The sequence below is a fragment of the Paracoccus sp. L-17 genome (genome assembly GCF_056857655.1).
In genome coordinates, this window is sequence record NZ_JBSXNM010000028.1 from 1 (window position 1) to 17641 (window position 17641).

General features: G+C 64.9%; 15 protein-coding genes, 1 tRNA gene and 2 pseudogenes. 5 read left to right on the top strand and 13 right to left on the bottom strand.

The window, feature by feature from the left end; all coding sequences use genetic code 11:
- Nucleotides 1-92 precede the first annotated feature (92 nt).
- The 5 genes from AC13CR_RS03745 (at nt 93) to AC13CR_RS03765 (ending at nt 4852) form a co-directional block, all read left to right on the top strand.
- Nucleotides 93-169, top strand: a tRNA-Met gene (locus AC13CR_RS03745).
- A 204-nt stretch (nt 170-373) separates the two neighbouring features.
- Nucleotides 374-2383, top strand: a complete 2010-nt coding sequence (locus AC13CR_RS03750) for an AAA family ATPase (RefSeq protein WP_482900320.1) — start codon at nt 374-376, stop codon at nt 2381-2383.
- A gap of 49 nt (nt 2384-2432) precedes the next feature.
- Nucleotides 2433-3362, top strand: coding sequence for a helix-turn-helix transcriptional regulator (locus tag AC13CR_RS03755; RefSeq protein WP_482900321.1), 930 nt, complete (start codon nt 2433-2435; stop codon nt 3360-3362).
- Between the two features lie 90 nt (nt 3363-3452).
- Nucleotides 3453-4190 (top strand): hypothetical protein, encoded by a 738-nt coding sequence (locus AC13CR_RS03760; protein ID WP_482900322.1) that lies wholly within the window; start codon nt 3453-3455, stop codon nt 4188-4190.
- Nucleotides 4184-4852: a hypothetical protein gene (locus AC13CR_RS03765; RefSeq protein WP_482900323.1), complete on the top strand. Its 669-nt coding sequence runs from the start codon at nt 4184-4186 to the stop codon at nt 4850-4852. Before AC13CR_RS03760 ends, AC13CR_RS03765 begins: the two co-directional genes overlap by 7 nt.
- A 154-nt stretch (nt 4853-5006) precedes the next feature.
- Here AC13CR_RS03765 and AC13CR_RS03770 read toward each other — a convergent pair whose 3' ends face one another.
- The 13 genes and pseudogenes from AC13CR_RS03770 to AC13CR_RS03830 form a co-directional block, all read right to left on the bottom strand.
- Nucleotides 5007-5510, bottom strand: a complete 504-nt coding sequence (locus tag AC13CR_RS03770; protein WP_482900324.1) for a metallophosphoesterase — start codon at nt 5508-5510, stop codon at nt 5007-5009.
- A 376-nt stretch (nt 5511-5886) separates the two neighbouring features.
- Nucleotides 5887-6126 carry a hypothetical protein gene (locus AC13CR_RS03775; RefSeq protein WP_482919988.1) on the bottom strand — a complete coding sequence of 80 codons (240 nt, stop codon included), beginning with the start codon at nt 6124-6126 and terminating at the stop codon, nt 5887-5889.
- Between the two features lie 129 nt (nt 6127-6255).
- Entirely contained in the window at nt 6256-6915 is a 660-nt protein-coding gene (locus tag AC13CR_RS03780) for a lysozyme (RefSeq protein ID WP_482900326.1), read from the bottom strand.
- Between the two features lie 65 nt (nt 6916-6980).
- Nucleotides 6981-7235 (bottom strand): hypothetical protein, encoded by a 255-nt coding sequence (locus AC13CR_RS03785; protein WP_482900327.1) that lies wholly within the window; start codon nt 7233-7235, stop codon nt 6981-6983.
- A 4-nt stretch (nt 7236-7239) separates the two neighbouring features.
- Nucleotides 7240-7983 carry a DUF2793 domain-containing protein gene (locus AC13CR_RS03790; protein ID WP_482900328.1) on the bottom strand — a complete coding sequence of 248 codons (744 nt, stop codon included), beginning with the start codon at nt 7981-7983 and terminating at the stop codon, nt 7240-7242.
- A 14-nt stretch (nt 7984-7997) separates the two neighbouring features.
- Nucleotides 7998-10118: pseudogene (locus tag AC13CR_RS03795) on the bottom strand (baseplate multidomain protein megatron); the annotation flags it as partial.
- 564 nt (nt 10119-10682) lie between these two features.
- A pseudogene (locus AC13CR_RS03800) lies at nt 10683-12563 on the bottom strand (baseplate multidomain protein megatron); the annotation flags it as partial.
- A 3-nt stretch (nt 12564-12566) separates the two neighbouring features.
- The gene (locus AC13CR_RS03805) at nt 12567-13055 is read right to left on the bottom strand and encodes an NlpC/P60 family protein (protein ID WP_482900329.1); all 489 of its coding nucleotides are present in this window, start codon (nt 13053-13055) and stop codon (nt 12567-12569) included.
- Nucleotides 13055-13939: a DUF2163 domain-containing protein gene (locus tag AC13CR_RS03810; protein ID WP_482900330.1), complete on the bottom strand. Its 885-nt coding sequence runs from the start codon at nt 13937-13939 to the stop codon at nt 13055-13057. Before AC13CR_RS03810 ends, AC13CR_RS03805 begins: the two co-directional genes overlap by 1 nt.
- Nucleotides 13936-14562 (bottom strand): phage distal tail protein, Rcc01695 family, encoded by a 627-nt coding sequence (locus AC13CR_RS03815; protein WP_482900331.1) that lies wholly within the window; start codon nt 14560-14562, stop codon nt 13936-13938. Before AC13CR_RS03815 ends, AC13CR_RS03810 begins: the two co-directional genes overlap by 4 nt.
- Nucleotides 14562-16976, bottom strand: a complete 2415-nt coding sequence (locus AC13CR_RS03820; RefSeq protein ID WP_482900332.1) for a tape measure protein — start codon at nt 16974-16976, stop codon at nt 14562-14564. Before AC13CR_RS03820 ends, AC13CR_RS03815 begins: the two co-directional genes overlap by 1 nt.
- On the bottom strand, nt 16939-17205 hold the full coding sequence (locus tag AC13CR_RS03825; protein ID WP_482900366.1) for a DUF7697 family protein: 267 nt from the start codon (nt 17203-17205) through the stop codon (nt 16939-16941). Before AC13CR_RS03825 ends, AC13CR_RS03820 begins: the two co-directional genes overlap by 38 nt.
- Nucleotides 17202-17639 (bottom strand): hypothetical protein, encoded by a 438-nt coding sequence (locus AC13CR_RS03830; RefSeq protein ID WP_482900333.1) that lies wholly within the window; start codon nt 17637-17639, stop codon nt 17202-17204. The genes AC13CR_RS03825 and AC13CR_RS03830 overlap by 4 nt, the downstream gene beginning before the upstream one ends.
- Nucleotides 17640-17641 lie beyond the last annotated feature (2 nt).

The window sequence follows — 17641 nt, forward strand, 5'->3', positions numbered from 1 at the left end:
GACAGATTCTCTGACATGAAAGGCAGCGCAGGCCAGGACCCGCGCGCCCAACCCAGGGGCCCGAGCAGCCCGCCAGAAAAAGCTCAAACCGGCGCGGGGTAGAGCAGCCCGGTAGCTCGTCAGGCTCATAACCTGAAGGTCACAGGTTCAAATCCTGTCCCCGCAACCAGAAAATCAAGAAAGATCAAATAGATAGGCTGATGGTATTTTTATACCATCGGCCTTTTCGCGTTCTACATCAACGCCACATCAACACCCGGAACCAAAACCGGCATCGGCCCGCATTCGCCGACATTCACTGGCAGCGGACGACAGATGCGTCCGAATCTGACGGGGGCGCGGATTATCTTCTCCTCATCAACGGAGGGAAAAGATGACCTGCGAAAAACACCTTGCGCTCGACCTAGTCTCCTCCCTGGCAGAGCGCTTTGGGCCCGGAAGCAAGATCGCCAAGGAGCTGCCGGGATGGATCGAGTATCTGACCGACGTGGAATGCCCTGAGCGCCCGCGGACCCGGCCCGGTGCTGCCTGGTGGGGGAGGGTGCGCAGTCTGCTGGATGATCTCAGCCAGGAAGCTGGCGCTAGCGACGACAATGTGGTGCGGGCAAATGCGACGCGGATCGGCGAGCACTTCTGCTTGACGGAGGTCGAGGCGCGGATCCTCGAGTTCTTCGCCAACTATCGCATCTTCGATATGTTCGAGCATGTAGTCGATCAGGCGCTGGAAACGAGGGAGGTGACCCTGCTTTTCCTCGTCGCGCAATTCTCGGGCGCTGAGCAAGGGGAAGTCAGAACGGCACTGCGTCCCGATGCACGGCTGAAAGCTTCAGGCCTGTTGCAGAACGAGGGTCGCAACTGGTCCAGCCAGAAAGTTCCTTACGCTGTTTCACCTCGATTGGCGGATGTCATGCGGGCGGATGTCGATGACATCGAAGAACTGGTTGCGTTGCTGTTTCCCCCAGCGCCCGCACCTGAGGCCGAATGGCGGGACTTCGAGGGGCTGGGCGAAAGCGCTGATCTCATGCGCAAACTGCTGACCAATGCGATCGTGAACGGCACGCCGGGCGTGAACATCCTGCTTTATGGCGCGCCGGGCACGGGCAAGACCGAATTCTGCAAGGTGCTTGCCCGCGAAGTGGGGGCCAGCCTGCGCGCCATCGGCGAGGCTGATGACAGCGGCGAAGAGCCGTCGCGGGGCGAGCGGCTGGCCGAACTTGGCATTGCCGGACGGATGCTGTCGGCGCGGCAAGATACTGTGCTGCTGCTGGACGAAATGGAGGACCTGTTCGGTGGCGCGATGCCGTCGTTCTTCCGGCCAGAGCGGATCTCCAAGGTCTTCGCGAACCGGCTGCTCGAAACCAATCCCGTGCCGACGCTCTGGACCACCAATTCCATTGAGGCCTGCGATCCGGCCTTCCTGCGCCGTATGACCTTTTCCGTCGAAATGCGCACGCCGTCCGAGTGGGTACGCAAGCGCATCTGGCAAAGGCTCGCTGATCGGCATCGGCCGCTGGCCGAGACGGGCGCGCTGATGGCGCTGGCCGGGGTCCACGACCATCCCCCGGCGCTGGTGTCCGATGCGATGCGCGTGGCGCGGGACTGCGGCGGCGGGATCGAGACGTTCGGGCAGGTTCTGGGAGCTTCGGCCAAGCTGACCAATGGCGGGATCGCGCCGCCGCCGCGCCATCATTCCGAAATTGCGTGGGAAGCCGCTCTGGCCAATGCCGACAACGATCTTGCCTTACTGGAGGCGCAGCTCGCAGGCGCCGATACCGCACCGCGGGTATCCTTCTGCCTCGATGGTCCGGCCGGGACGGGCAAGAGCGCATGGGCGCGGCATCTGGCCAGGCAGCTGGGCCTGCCGGTGATCGAGAAACGCGCCTCGGACCTTCTGTCGATGTGGGTCGGCGGCAGCGAGAAGGCCATCGCGCGGGTCTTTGCCGATGCGCGGGCGGAGGGCGCGCTGCTGATCTTCGACGAGGCCGACAGCCTGCTGGCCGACCGGCGCAACGCCTCGCACCAATGGGAGGTCAGCCAAGTGAATGAGATGCTGACCTGGATGGAAAGCCATCCACTGCCCTTCGTCTGCACCACCAACCTCGCCGAGAACCTCGATCCGGCGACCCAGCGGCGCTTCACCTTCCGCATCCGCTTCGACTGGCTGCGCGAGGATCAGTTGCCACTGGCATGGCGTGCGCATTTCGATGCGCCGGTGCATGGTGATGTCCGGGCGCTCGACCGGCTGGCAGCGGGGGACTTTGCCAATGTCGCCCGCAGGATGCGTGCCCTCGGCCAACAAGATCCCGCGGCCATTCTTGAGGAGTTGCGGCGTGAATCCGAGGCCAAGGAAGGCAAGACAAGGGCCATCGGCTTCGGCCGTTGACCTTGCGAGCATCCGCAAGGAATGTGAGGCGCGGAAAACAGGGAAACCAATGCGCTATTCACGTCAGGAAGACCTGCTGAAACTGGCCCTGATGATGCAGGGCTCGGCGGAGGGAGTTTCCATCGCCGATATCGAGCGTACTTTCGACGTTTCCCGGCGCACGGCCGAGCGGATGCGCGATGCCGTGCTGCGCGCCTATCCGCAGCTGGAAGAGCGCCCCGGTCCGCAGGGTCAGAAATACTGGCGCTTTCCGCCCGGCACGCTGGGCAAGATGGAGGAGCCGACGCTGGATGAACTCGGCGCCGGTCACCGTGCTGTGGCAATTGCCCGGCGCGAGGGCGATCTTGCCACGGCCGAAACCCTGGAACTCCTGCTGGCCAAGGTGCAGGCGATGTTTCGTGCCGACCGCCGCCGTCGCGTCTCCGCCGATCTGGAGGCGCAGCTCCTGGCCGATGGCGTGGCCTTCCGCCCCGGCCCGCGCGAACGCATCGCGCCGGAGATCCTGTCCACCCTGCGTGAGGCGATCCTTGCCGGCGCGATGATCTCGGCCGACCACCGCGCCCGGGCCTCGGGCAAGCTGTCGCGCGACACCCGGCTTGGCCCGATCGCCATGCTGTTCGGCGAGGGTCGGCAATACCTGCTGGCCTGGAGCGAATACCAGGACGACCTGCGCCTGTTTGCCTTGGCCGGCTTCGAGCGGATCGCGCTGGAAGATGACATCTACGAACGCCCCGAGGGCTTCGACCTGCAGGACTGGCTGGCCGAAAGCTTCGGCATCTGGCGCGAGGAGCCGGAGGACGTGGAATGGCGGTTTCTGCCCGAAGTGGCGGATGAAGCGGCGGCCTATGTGTTCCACCCGAAGCAGGAGGTGGAGCGGCTGCCCGACGGTTCGCTGGTGGTGCGGTTCCGAGCCGGGGGGCGGCAGGAAATGGAGTGGTATCTGGCCAGATGGAAGGACAAAGTGGAAATGAATAAATAGAATCGTGGTGATGCTATTTCGGCTGGTTCTGCCTTGTATTGATAAAAAATCCAGTCACCGACATGATAAGATGTTGCAGGAAATATTTACATGCTGAAAGCCGTTGCGCAAGGGAAAGCCCATTGGCTATTCGACCGGGTGACTACTCATGGAACCGACTTAAAGAGAAGGCCGCAAGAGGACCTCGTAACCTCCGCTGTTTTCGGAAGCCTTGACCTTTTAGATGAAGCAGCCAAGCGCAGGGCGCTAAAACTTCTACTTGGCCATAAGGCCTGGCAAGAGTTTAACCCGCCTGAGTGCAATCAAGTAAAAATTGAACTTTGGCCGCAAGGAATGCGAATTGATGGAGGGCGGGTAGAGCCTGACGTGCTTCTACATGCAGGGGATAGAATCGCAATCGTTGAGGTGAAATGGTATGCGCCACTCTCACCTGATCAACTTGATAAAGAAATTCGAGCGGTGAGGAGTTTTTATCCCGGCAAGAACGTCCTCGCCATCTTGCTTCTGGGCGACGCCACCTTGCCGTTTGATTTCAGCCCCGATCGAATATTTTCGAACGCTCGTTCGTGGCGCGATGTGGCGCGTGATGTGGCGCGCGCCGTCGCCAACCCGACTGACTCTCCAGGGCAGTGGGCCGACATGATCATGGGGTTCTTGCGAAAAACGGAATTCGGTCGAATATTTCACGGTTTTGGCGACCAGCATTGTTATCCAGTCGGATCCGGTTCCTATTGCTTCAGGGCGGATGGCGATCCGCCATGGCTCAATCAGAAAATGATATCAGTTCAAGATGATCACTATAAGTGGAAAGGAAAAATGAAATGCTGACTCCGGAGCAGGAAAACAGTGCGCGGAATCTCTGGCAATCAGTTAGGAATATCCATCGCTCAGCAGCGCACTTGGATGTGCTTATGGATAGCTTGAAAGAGATGATCGAAGGAGAGTGCTTCGATGGGGGCGAGGTGCGCTTTAACAGTAAAATTGATGACGAGTATGCGGGAAATAATTGGATTTGCATGTCCCGATCAATGCATGCAGAGATTTGGACTGAAGAGCCGGCAGACAGGCGCCGAAGGCCAAGGCAGTTTGGAACCATATCAATCCACCTGATTATCCACGATGGCTCTGACGAAATGCTTGATGTGAACTGGCCTTGGCGAGGTCAGCCAAGCCTGATTGCTTGCTGGTCGCGGCCTGAAGTGCGGACTGAGGGTTGGGAGGAATATTATATGTATGCTGAGAATTTTAATCCAGAAGATGAGGATAATTTAGAGTGCATTGCTCGGTTTTCTCCCCGTGTCTGGCATTGGAAATCTGATGGAGAGTGTTCGGGCGCCTTCTTCTTTGCTGTTCCTGTTTTTTCCTTGAGAGATGAAAGGGATATAAAGAAGCACGTCATCAAGCCTCTGAAGAATTTTTTTGAAGGGAAGGGTGAAGACGAGTCTTTTCCCGAAGATAGCCCCTCTTTCCTTGCGGATCATTCGGTCTGACGGATTAATCTTTACTTCCCTCAAGTTGAGTGGCGATGGATGTGCGCGATCAGGGCGTTTTTCTCACGATCAGAAGTTCACTCAATAGGCAAGGATTATCTGGAGGCGATAGCCCTTGCATAAGTATTTTCTGACTATTCAGATCACCTCCCTTTCACTCCACTCCCTCTGCCATTCGCTGAAACGGCGACGACGGCAGCATCAAGGCCTCCAGCTCTGCCTGATCGGCGCTGACGGGAGCAAAGCCCCACTGATCGACACCGACATTGACCTGACCCTCAGCACCGCGCCAGCGGGTGTGGACATGACCGAAAAGCTGGATCGCTCCGGCCCGCGCGCCGTTCCAGGTGACCAGCGGATAGTGGCACAGGACGAAGCGGCGCTCTCCGATGCCGATCTCGACCAGATCATGAACCGAGGACCATGGCAGCGTTTGAACCAGCCAGTCGGGATCGTGGTTGCCGCGCACCAGATGTTTCCGCCCCGGCAGCGCGGCAAAACCCGCCTGCGCGGCCATGCGCCCCGCCTCGGTCTCGCAGGCGGCGAAATCTCCGATGATCCACAGATCGTCATCGGCTCCGACCATGCCGGCACGAGCGATCATCGCGGCATCCATCGCCTCGACCGACGCAAAGGGCCGGCCGAAGAAGCGCCGCACGGGGTCATCTGCGAAATGAGTATCTGCAGTGAAAAAATGGGCCAAGCGCGATCCTTCAGATTTGGGGCGGGGTGGTGGTGTTGCCGTAACCTGCACCGGCGGCGTTGCTATGCCAAGGTGAGGCCGTAACGCTCCAGTTTCCTGCGCCAAGGGAGTTATATCGCTTTGAGCGAGCAGGATACTGCATAGGCGTCGTTCTTCTCATGCGCACAATTGTGCCCATCTCAGCGCGGGACAGACCGGGGCCTCCCGTGCGATCATCCCCGCGCAGCGAATCCCTGCCGCTTTTTGAACCTGTGAATCCGTGAACCGGGCCGGGCATGGCGCTGCGGTCGAGGCGTCTGGCGCTTCCTGCATGGCGCGCCCGGCCCGGTTTTCACCTGCAGGCCCGCGCCTGATCGCGCAGGACGGCATAATCGCTCATCATCCGCACCAGAACCGCGTTTTCCGGCGTCGCTTCGACCTCGACTGCGGCGCGGGTTTGATCAGCGGCGCTGTACTCGACCACGGGCGGGCAGAGTGCGGTGTCAGAACTTTCCGTCACGCAGCCGCTCAGCGAGAGCGTCGCGATCATGAGGGCGGCGGCTGGCTGCTTCCAGCATCCTTTGACGCGCATCATTGGTCCTTTCTAGATTTTCGAGGCGTTCGTTGGCGCGCCCGGCCTTCTCGCCGCTGCGCCGCGCGCCGAGTATGAACAGGAGGGCGGCGGCGATGAACGCCAACCAGGACTTGAAGCGGGCCAGCATCACGAGGCCCGCCTGATCAGCCGGAACAGCACCCAGGCCCCGGCCATGACGATCAGCGCTGACAGCGCGAAGGAGACCGGCCCGTCGCCCTGCAGCGTCCCGGTCAGCCCGGCCAGCGCGCCGCCCGCCGCTGTCAGCACTTCCGGCGTGACCAGCTTTTCGACCAGGGGCGGGACTGCGGCCTCGACCGTGCGCGACGAGACAAAACTGCCCTTCGACCACAGGCCGATCTCGGCCGCGCGGCGGTTGACCAGCCCGGTCATCTTCTTGCCGTCATTATAGACCCATCGCGCAAGCTGATCGGGCACGGCATCATGATCGCCGGCATTCAGCTTTCTGAGCAGGGTGGAACTGGCGAACTGCCCCTCGCCGATGTTGAAGACGAAGCTGGTCAGCGCCGCCCTTTGCCCATCGGTGAGCGGCACCTTGACCAGCCGGCGCAGGATATCCTCGGCCTCGCCCAGATCGTGCTCCAGCGCGGCCTCGGCCTGTGCCTCGGTGATCTTCAGGCCCTTGTGGACTGTCATGAAGCGGTCCGAGGTGTGCCCGTAACCGATGCTCCAGGGGGTGCCGTCCTTGCTGCCGGGATCGGGATAGGCCTCCAGCCGCAGGCCCTCCCAGCGCTTGACGTGCTCGATGGTTTCTTTCGCCACAGACATGGTTCTCTCCATAAAAAATACCCCGCGCGCTGGCGGGGTGGGTGGATGGTCGGGTTGGGCGTCGGTCAGTCGCGGGCGGGACCGCTGCGTTCCAGCAGGCGTTTGATGTCGGCGCGCATCTCGCGCAGCATCTCGTACTGTTCCTTGCGGGTTTCCGAGATCGCCTGGCGGTCGGCGTCGAGCTGCTTTTCCAGCCTTGAGATCTCGCGCAGGGCGGTTTTGGAGGCACCTTCAAGACGGACCAGCCAGACGCCCAGCCCGGTTGCCGCCATGATCGCGCCCCACCATTCGCGGATGCTGTCCATGAGGTTCTCTCCCATGGGTTCAGTCCGGCGCGGCGCAGGTCAGGTAATGGATGGCAATGCGCACCGCGCCGCCGGCAAAGCTGCCGCCATTGGCGGTGAGGCGCACGGGCGTGTCGGCATAGAACGCCGTCGGGCCGATGACGCCGATATTGCTGCTGCCCACGGCGACGCCGAGCGCGCCGCCGAACTTCGAGGGCTCGCCGTTGACGCCGCAGTCGAAGGAGCTGGCGCCCAGCACCGCGGTCACGGTCCGCACGGATACGCCGAGCACGATGGCGCGGTTGGGGATCACGATGGTCGAGTCCCGGCTGGCCCCGGAAAGGCCGGAGAGGGTTTCCTCGAGCACCGCCATGCCGGTGCTGGCGCCATTTGCCTCCCGAGCCACGGCGACCGAGGCGGCCTGCGCGATGAAGCCCATGGCATCCACAACCGGGATCCACGCCGATCCGGTCCAGACGATGGCCTGCGCCTCGTCCTCGATCCAGGCCATCCAGCCGGCGCTCGGCAGGATCCGCATCCAGGCGCCGTCGATCCCGTAGGCGATGGACCCCGCCCAGCCCGACCACGCACCAACCGCGCCGCTGGCGGGGATGTAGCGGTCGCCTTCGGCCGGGCTGGCTGGCGGCGTGGTCAGGTCGCGATCGAGGATCGCCAGTTGCACGATGCCGTCGAGCATGCGCAGCGCCTCGTTCATGGTGACGTGCTTTTGCGCCTGCGCGGCCATGATGAAGGGCAGCGCGAGATGCGCTGTGGTGTCAGACATGGATTGTCTCCTGATCAGAACCAGAGGGTGGTGACGGGGGCAGCCCCGGCGCCGAAGGCCTGCCCGATCTGGGCAATGCGGATGGTGAGGGCTGCGCCGGGGCCGAGCGGCGCGCCCCAATCAGCGCTTTGCTGCGCCGCGGTGTAGACCACGCTGGCGGTCGCAGTCGTCAAGGATCTCTTGACGGTTGCGCCGTCGAGGATGTCGACCTGCCACGCCTCGCTGGCCTCGGTCATCGGCACCTCGGCGGCGTTCCAGCTATCGGCGGCGAGCGAGCGGTCGCGACGGATCCAGCGGATGGTCAGATCGCCCGGAACCCGCGCGCGCCGCCAGGGCTGCTCGACATGCACGGGCGCGAAGGGCCGCAGCCCGATGCCGCGCGGTGTGAAGGCCAGTGCGGCGAAGCTGTCATCGCTGACCGGACGGCTGGCCGGGCCGATGCGCCAGTTCCACGGCAGGCCCAGATCGGCCTCGGCGACAGGAAGTTCTGCCAGCGCCGTATCCAGCACCACCACCCGCGCACCCGCGGACACCATGGCGGCCATGTCGACATCCGTGCCGCGCTGTCCGCGCAGCAGGCGCGAGAGGCGATAGCGGCCGGGCGCGATCAGTTCGGCCTGCGAGAATTGCAGGATCTCCCAGTCGCCGGTCGGCTGCTCGACGGCGATCGTGTTCTCGCCGCCGAACAGGCGCAGATCGGTGACGCTTTCCAGCGTGCCGGTCGGCAGGTCCAGCCAGACCGAATTGCCGTAGTCGAACCGCGAGGTCGGGCCGGAATGGAGATCGGCCACCAGAACGCCCATCCGCGCCCGGGTGGTGAATGTGGTCAGCAGGTCGAAGCCGGAAGTCTCCGGGCTGCGGAACACCGCCATCCGGCCGGGCCATGGTCGGGCATGGGCGGCGATCAATGGGTGATGCGCGACATGATCCTCGGTCAGCTGCGGCAGGTCGAGAATCACCGCCAGCGGTGCCCCGAACACCACCGGCTGCGTCAGCGAGGCCGGGCGCGGACTGCCGGGCGGCAGATCATAGGCGTCCCGGTCCTGGCGGATGGCCTCAGTGCTGCGCGCCTCGGCATCCGAGGTGGAAATGATCCGCAGTTCCGAGTGTCGCCCATCGTGGTCGAGCGCGATCACGTCGCCCGGGTCCAGCGCCAGCCGCGATGGCGGCAGGCGGAAGGCGGCGGTTTCGCGGCCGATCCAGGCTTCCATCAGCGCCCGGCGGCAGCGCCGGTCGGCTTCCTCGGGCGGCACCGCCATCGGAAAGCTGTCCGAGGATACCCTGCTGGCGCTCACGGCAATGCGGCGGGACTCGACGGTGATGCCGTCATAATCCTCGTCCGCGCGCGCCACCTGCCATTTCAGCGCCTGCGGCAGTTCCGTCTCCTGGCCGCGCGTCAGTTCCATGACGTCGCCGGAGCCGCTGGCCACCATGTCGTCGGGCGCGATCACCGCCACTGGCGCACGGCCGCGCATCACGAACCTGATCCGGCCCTCGCTCTCGACGGCATCGAAGCCGAAATGCCGCGCCAGCATGGTGATCGAGGTCCGCGGCGATTCCAGCGCCGAAATCACATAACCATCTACCGCGCCAGTCAGCCCGGAGGTGTCGATCCACGCCTCCGGCAGCCCGGCGCGCAGGCACAGGCTCCGCACCAGCGCCGCCAGCGAGACCGCGCCCAGCCGCCCGGTCAGCCAGTGCCCGAGCCGCCAGTTGCCTCCATCCGACCACACATCGGAAAGCTCGGGGAAGAATGGATAGGGCCGCGCATCCCAGGTCCAGGCGGCGCTGTTCGCGATATCGACCATCGGCGCGGCATAGACCGCCGAGATCGGGTTGTTGACCGGCTCGCGCCAGTGCAGCCAGGTGGCCTCGAGATAGGCACGTTGGATGGCGTCGTCGCGCCAGCCGCGCGAGAAATGCGGGAAGAAGCTCTCCGAGGATTTAGGGTCATGGAACACGTTGGGCTGGTTGGTGCCGCGATCCACGGCAGGGCAGCCAAGCTCGGTGAAGCGGATCGGCTTCGACTGGGGCACCCATGCGGTCGGCGATAATGCCGGAACCCCGCCGGGGCGGTTGCGATGCTGATTGGCCCACCATGCGCGGATATCCTTGTAGCGGAAAACCCATGGCTCGGTTGTACCGGGCGGGATATCCATTGTGGCAGGGACCTCCACCGACCAGATTTGCAGATTGCTGACCAGTGATCCTGCCCATGGGCTGTCTGTCGTGAGCGCGCCACCCGGCACGGGGCCATTCGCGACCCCGTAGCCACAGGCGGAGTTCCCGCCCCACTGGCCTGCTACGGGCCCGCCGAAACCGACCTTGTCGGCAACCAGACCATCGATGGCGAACCACAACTCGCCTGTTTCCTGATCGAAAGCCGTGGTCAGATCGACCGTCTGCCCCGCGTAGGGAGCGGCGGGTACCTGCGCGACACGGACCCGGTTCGCGGACGGAAGGACGGCATTATGCTGGAAGAACAGGCGCAGATACCCGTCCATCAAGCCGAACCACATCCCGCTCAAGCCGTTGCTGATCTCGTAAATCAGGCCGTCAGACAGCGTGGCCGGAATCTGAACCGTGCAGGCATGGGTGATGCTGTTGCTGCGCACCGGAACGGTGGTCGCAAAGGCCGAGCCGGGCGCAATATTGTAGTTTGGCGCGCTGCCCGGCATCGTGTCGATCACCTCGCCACCGGGGTGAGGCGTGATGGTGTCTGTGATCGGCGTGCGGGTCTGGCTGATCCGGTCGGCATCGCTGGCATAGAACCAGTCGAAGCCCTCGCCGCCGGCGATGTTGCTTTGCAGATAAGCCTGGTCGTAGATCGAGGGCCAGGTCTGCGCGTCGAGATGGTCCCAGCCATCGCGCCAGTCGGACAGCGGCATGTAATTGTCGATGCCGACGAAATCGACATTCGCATCTGCCCAGAGCGGGTCGAGGTGAAAGAACACGTCACCGCTGCCATCCTGCGGGTGGTGCCCGAAGTATTCGGACCAGTCGGCGGCATAGCTGATCTTCGTGGCGGGCCCGAGGATCGCGCGGACGGCAGCGGCGAGATCGCGCAACGCCTGCACGGCCGGATAGCTCGCTGCCCCCGACCTGATCTGCGTCAACCCGCGCATTTCCGAGCCGATCAGGAAGGTATCGACGCCGCCGGCTGCCGCGCAGAGATGGGCGTAATGCAGGATCATGCGGCGGAAGCCCCAATCATTCGCCGCGCCGGTCCAGGTCACGGTCTCGCCAGAGATCGAGAAGTCGCCCGGCTGCGCTGCGCCGAAAAACGCATTGACCTGCGACGTGGCGGCAGCGGTCTTGTCCACACTCCCGGCAAAGCCCGGCGCTGGCGAGCAGGTGATCCGGCCGCGCCACGGCAGCACCGGCTGGCCGATGGTCGTTTCATTGTCGCTGTAAGGATCAGGCAGGGCGTTGCCGGCCGGGATATCCATCATCAGAAACGGATAGAAAGTCACCTTCAGCCCGCGCGCCTTCATCTCACGGATTGCCTCGACCACCGAGAAATCCGCCGGCGTGCCGCCGTAGACCGGGCGACCCTGATCGTCCTGACTGACCACCAGGGCCTGCGACCGGGGGACGCCGTTCACGCGCCATTCGGGCGCCGTGGCCTTCTCGGCCATCTCGACCTTGGGCCGGATGTTGCAATTGCCGGCCCGAAGGTCGTCGCCGAACCACGACACCACCAGCGAGGCGCCGGTGACCGCAGGCACCATCGCCTCGAGCCGGTCGAGCGAGACCAGCATGTCGGGCGTCTCGGGCAGTGCATGGACATTGTCCGCGGCGGTCGTGCCGCCGACGATCTGCCCGCTCGATCCCCATCCCGAACGCCCGCCCTCGGTCCTGCGCACAATCTCGGTCGCATAGGCCCATTCGCCCGAGGCCGGAATGATGGTCACCGCCTCGACCAACCCTTCGGCGGTGTCGGGATCATCGAGCGGGCGGAAAACTTCGAAGGAAAGCTGCGGCAGGCGGTTGCCGAAATCGCTGAGCAGCAGTTCCTCGAACACCACATAGGCGGTGCCGCGATAGGCCGGCGTGTTCGGCACCCCCATCTTGGCGGCAATGAACGGATCGGCCCCTTGCGTCTCGTCGCCGGGATACCAGCGCATGGTGATCGCGGAGGTATCGAGCAGCTTGCCATCCGCCCAGATGCGCCCGATGCCGGTAATCGGGCCTTCGCAGAGCGCCACCGCGAAGCTGGCATAGTAGCTGTATTCGGTGCTGGTGACCTTCGGCCCGCCGCCCTTGCCACCGCCCTGCCGGCGGGTGTTCACCTCCTCGCGGAAATCGGTCGCCCAGATGATATTGCCGCCGATGCGCATCCGTCCGTAGAGCCGCGGGATCACCACGCCTTCGGTCGCGGAGGTCACGCGCAGGCTGTCCATGCGCGCGCCCTCGATGCGCTGGCCGGGCATCATCGACGAGACGATCCAGCTATCGACCATCGAGCCGATGCCGGAGCCGATCATGCCGCCGATGGTGGCGCCCGAAAGCCCGAGAATGGTGCCGCCAAAGCCGCCGCCGATGGCGGTGCCGACCGCGCCGAGAAGGATTGTGGCCATGGATCAGGTCTTCTTCTTGTGCGGGCGGGGAAACAGGAAGGCGAAGGCGATGCGCCGCCGCCATGCGGTCGTGAGCGGTTCCTCGATCACCCCGAGCCGTTCATAGGAATGGATGAAGCTGTCCTCGCCGGTCAGGATACCGACATGCTTGACGATGGCTCCGGCCCTCATGCGGAACAGCACCACAGCGCCGGGACCGGCCGTCTCGGGGTCGATGCGGATCAGCACCCGCGCCGCGCTGTCGGCCAGAATCTCGCGCGTCCCGACTTCGCCCCAATCGCGGCTGTAGGGTGGCACCGGCAGGGTTTCGGAGCCAACCACCTCCCGCCAGATGCCGCGCGCCAGCCCGAGGCAATCGCAGCCGACGCCGCGCAGGCTGGCCTGGTCGTGATAGGGCGTGCCGAGCCAGCCGCGCGCCGCGGCGATCACCCGCAACGGATCGGCGGGCCGGGCAACAGATGTTGCGGGCGGTGCAACCACTGCCGCGCCCATCACAACACCGCCCCCTCATGGCCACCATCAGACGTGGCATAACGGACAACCGCGTCCTGGCCGGGGATATGCGGGAAGCCGCGGAAGTTCAGGATATTGGCGAACTTCGCCGCGCAGGTTTCCGGCCGCTTGTCGCAGCCGGCGCGGATGGTGAAGGTGTCGCCGGTGGTGATCACCCGCACCGGCGCTTCCAGCAGCGTGATGGTGACGACGCCGGAGGCGATTTCGTGCAGAACGATCTCGTCGCGGCGACCGGAATTGCCGCCGGATGCCCATTCCAGCACCCCGAAGGCGAACCAGCCATTGGCGAAGCCACTGATGCCGGATGCCGTGAAGGCCTGATCGCGGATCGGATCGAGCACCGCGCCGGTTCCTCGATAGACATGGTCGTTCAGGCCCACGCCGCATCGGGCGTCGCCCAGCGCCGCGTCACAGGTGCCCTGATAGACCCGGCCGACGGTCTGGCCCAGCACATGCGCCATGCTGCGCACCTCGGCCACGAAGCTCATGCGTCCACGCCGCAATTCGCCGATGGCGCCGCGCCGGATCAGCACCCGCTGGCTCGGGGCGCTCCAGTTCACCCGCCAGACCTCGACCAGCGCATTGTCCCAGCGCCCGTCCAGAATATCGGTCTCGGTGATCCGGTCGGACGTGAGCGCGCCCTCGGCATCCTGCGAATCCACCGACAGGTCCGAGCCAGATCGGATTTCCGAGGCCGAGAGGCCGCTTTCCGGCTCGAAATCCATGCCGCCAAAGGACAGCAGGCGATCATGGTCGGTGAAGCCGAAACACACACCATCGGCACGGGTGATCTTCCAGCACCAGGCCAAGGTGGTGGTGCCATCGTCCAGATGGGCTTGCAGGGCAGGGGACAGGGATTTCATCGGCGTATTTCCACGAGCGGGATGGAGGTGATCGAGCCGAGCCGCTCGATATCGAGGGTGACGTCCAGTGCATCGCTGTCGAAGCGGACCGGCACGTCGAACTCGAACCCCGCACGGATGGTCACGCCGGCGCCGGGCGCGGTGGTGAAACTGACGATCCCGGTTGTCGTGTCGACCGACCAACCGGAAACCTGCTCGATGCCGCCCAGCGCGATGCTGATCGTGCCCGCCACCGGCTTGGTGATGGTCCGAACCCATGTCTGCGCCCCGGAGGCGTATCGCTTCACCAGCTGGAACTGTGTGGTGACCCCGTCGCCGGTGCCGATCAACTGGTCGGCAGCAGTCGGCATCTCGCTCGGCTTGCAGGACTTGTGATCGGCCCAATCCTTGAACCGGAACCCGTGCAGCCGGCCGTTGCGGGCCTCGAAGAACTGAACCACGGCGTCCAGATCGTCGGCGCGGCGGATACCGTAGGACACGTCATAGCGCCGTCGGCTGTTCGCCCAGCTTGCGTTGCGTTCCTCGTCGCCGGAGGCCAGTTCGACAATCTGGGTGCGTCGTTCTGGCCCACCGCGCGCGCCGCGGCTGATGTTGTCCGGGAACCGGACCTCGTGAAATGCCATCATGTGCTCCTGTGGCCGAACGACACCGCGCGGGCGATATCGGCGCTGATCTGCGCGCGGGACTGCCGGAAGCTTTCTGCATCGCGGGCGTTGATGTTGATGGTGACCCCACCTGCGCCGCTGGCGACCTCGCGCCGCGACAGTACCCGCTCGCCGCGCTGCAGGATCGCCGGCACTTCGTCCGAGCGCAGGCCGGCCCAGCCGCCGTTGTGCATACGCGGGGCATTGGCAAAGGCCATTGCTGGCACCATGCGGCCGGGCGCGGCCCCGCCGACCATGCCGCCGTCATGGAAGATGTTGGCGAAGAGCCCGCCCGCGCCCATCCCCGGCATGAAGCCCGACAGAACTCCGGCCAGCGGCCCGAGCAGGAAGCGCCTCGCGCCCAGCTTCGCCATGTCGGCCAGCATCGAGGTCACCAGATCGCTGAAACTCAGCTTGCCACTCTTGACGAAATCCCCGACCGCGTTCTCGGCGCTCTGGAAGGCCCCGACCAGCGTATTGCCGATATCGCCTCCAATGCTGCGGGCCTTTTCGGCATAGTCGGAGAGCGATTCGGTAACCGCATCCCAGCCCAGAAGTGCATCATTTGCTGCCTCCTTGACATCCTCGCCTGCCTGCCGCCCGGCAGCACCGGCGCGGCCCGCAGCGCCACCGGCGCGATCCACGCCACCGGCAACCCGCTCGGCCGCGCCAGCGGCATCATCCAGCGCGTTCGCGCCATCCTCGCCCGAGGCGGTGACCGCATCCTTCAGCGCCTGCCAGCTTTCCAGCGGCGCGACCGCCGCCGCGCCCAGCGCCTGCGCGGCGTCGAGATGCGCGGCCGCTGCCGCCGCGGCTTCGTCGGCAAGATCGCCGAACAGGTCCGGGGTCTCGATATAGGTCCGGTCCCAGGCATCGGCGAATGCGCCAGCAGCAGCCGCAGCGGCATCGCCAGCAGCCCCGGCATACGGGTTGTCGATGCGGCCGATGTTGAACGGGTCCAAGGTTCCGATCTGCGCTCCGCCTTCGCCGACAGCCCATTCGGGCAGCATGGCGAGGGCGGCGTTGATGCCGGAGATGAAACTGTTGATCCGGGTGACGACGCCGTTCAGCATCGCCTCGACCCCGGCGATCAGCCCGTTGGCCGCCTTGAACGCCAGATCGCCGATGGCATCGGGAAGCAGACCCCAGATCGCCTTGATCGCCTCAAACCCGCCGTGCCAGACCGCGATAGTGCGGTCGACGGCGGTGACCGCGCCGGTCACGATCAGGTCGAGGACGGTGAAGACATAGGCCCGATACCCGTCCCAAGCCGCATTCAGCAGGGCGAAGGCTGCCTGGAAGGCCAGGACGATGCGCTGGCCGACCTCTTTTGCGACATCGCCGAGCAGCTTGAATGCCGTGCCGATGCCCCCGACCGATTTCACGAGCGAGGAAAACTGATAGATCAGCTCGCCCGCCGCGACGATCAGCGCGCCGATGCCGGTGCGGATCAGCGCCCCGCGTAGCACAGTCAGCGCGGTGGCGAGGCTGAAGGTCGCGACCCTCGCCGCGACGAAGGCGGCGACCCAGCGCCCGGCCATGAATGCGGCGAAGGCGATGCCGATCGAGGCCAGCCGCTCGATGTTGTCGGCCAGGAAGATCAGCGCGGATGCCACCGAAGACGACGCCCCCACCATCTGGTCCCAGCTGCCGACCAGTTGCAGCGCGGCATTGCCGATCAGCGTGAACGCGTCGCCGATGGTGGCCGGCATGGAGTCGGCTTCCTCGCGCAACAGCTCCAGATTGCCGACCAGCGCCGTGCGGATCACCTCGCCGGTGATCGCCCCTTGCTGGCCCATCAGCCGCAGGCCGGAAACCGTGGTCCCGAGTTCGTCGGCCAGCAGTTCCGCCACCCGGCCGCCGGTCTGGATCACCGTGTTCAGGTTGTCGCCCGACAGGCTGCCCAGCGCCATCGCCTTGGACAGCGCGTTCTGGACCGAGGCGGCGCGCTCGGCCTTCGCGCCCGAGACCACCATGGCGTTGTTCAGCGCCTCGGTGAAATCGAGGCTCTCGGCCGTGGACAGGCCGAGCTCGCGCAGCGCGGTGGCATTGGCGAGCCAGGACTCGGTGGTCTGCTCGATCCCTGAATAGGTGCGCCGGGCCATCGCAGCCAGACGCTCCATGACCAGCGCGCCCTTCTCCTGCGATCCGGTCGCCAGATCGACGCGGGATCGCAGGTCCGTCCAGGTGTCAGCATATTGCGCAACCTGGCGGATGCTGAGCGCACCGGCGGCGATGCCGGCGAGGCGGCGCAGCATGACGCCGGCGGTGTCGACCTCGGCCGAGAGGCGCTTGAAGCTGGCGGCGCCGGCATTGCCGACGCCCTCCAGTTCCGCCCGGACCTGCCGTCCGTTCTCAGCGACGAGACGAACGGAAACTTTCTTCTCGGCCATCGCCTCTGCCTTCCTCGATCTTCTGGTTGGACTTGCGGATCATCTCGGCCTCGATCACCGGCAGCAGTTCCGCGACTGCCAGCGGTGCAACGCCAAGGGCGCGACCCATTTCCAGAGCCGCGCCCATGTCCCAGCCGAGAACCGCGCCGGGGATGGCCCGGACCTGCCCGCTCAGGCGCCCGGCCAGATCCCAGACCTGCCAGCCCTCGTGCGTTTCCGGCGCGTTCAGTCGGGCAGGGCAGTCCGCGCATTGTCCGGGGCAGGCTGCGCAATATTGGTCGCCCCCGCCGAAGTGCCATTCGGCGAGGGCGCGAAGGCGTTTTTTTCCGCATCCAGCATCAGATGCGGGCCGAGGACCTTCTCCTGAAACGCCTCGAACACCGGCCAGATGTTCAGCAGGGCGTCGATGCCATCGGGCGTCACCGGAAGGGGATTGCCATCGTCATCGCCGACCCCCTCCCATTCGCTGACCACGCGACGGGCCACCGCCTGCGCCATGGCGACGGCGAGAACCTCCTTCGGGGCATCAGGATCGAGGCGGTCGAGACTGACGTCGGCACGGGCCGAGGCCATGATTGCGGTGGTGACGGGCGAGACCAGCAGCCGCAGGCCGGGCAGCAGTTCGATCCAGCGCGGTTCGGTGGTCAGGTTCAGTCGGATCATGA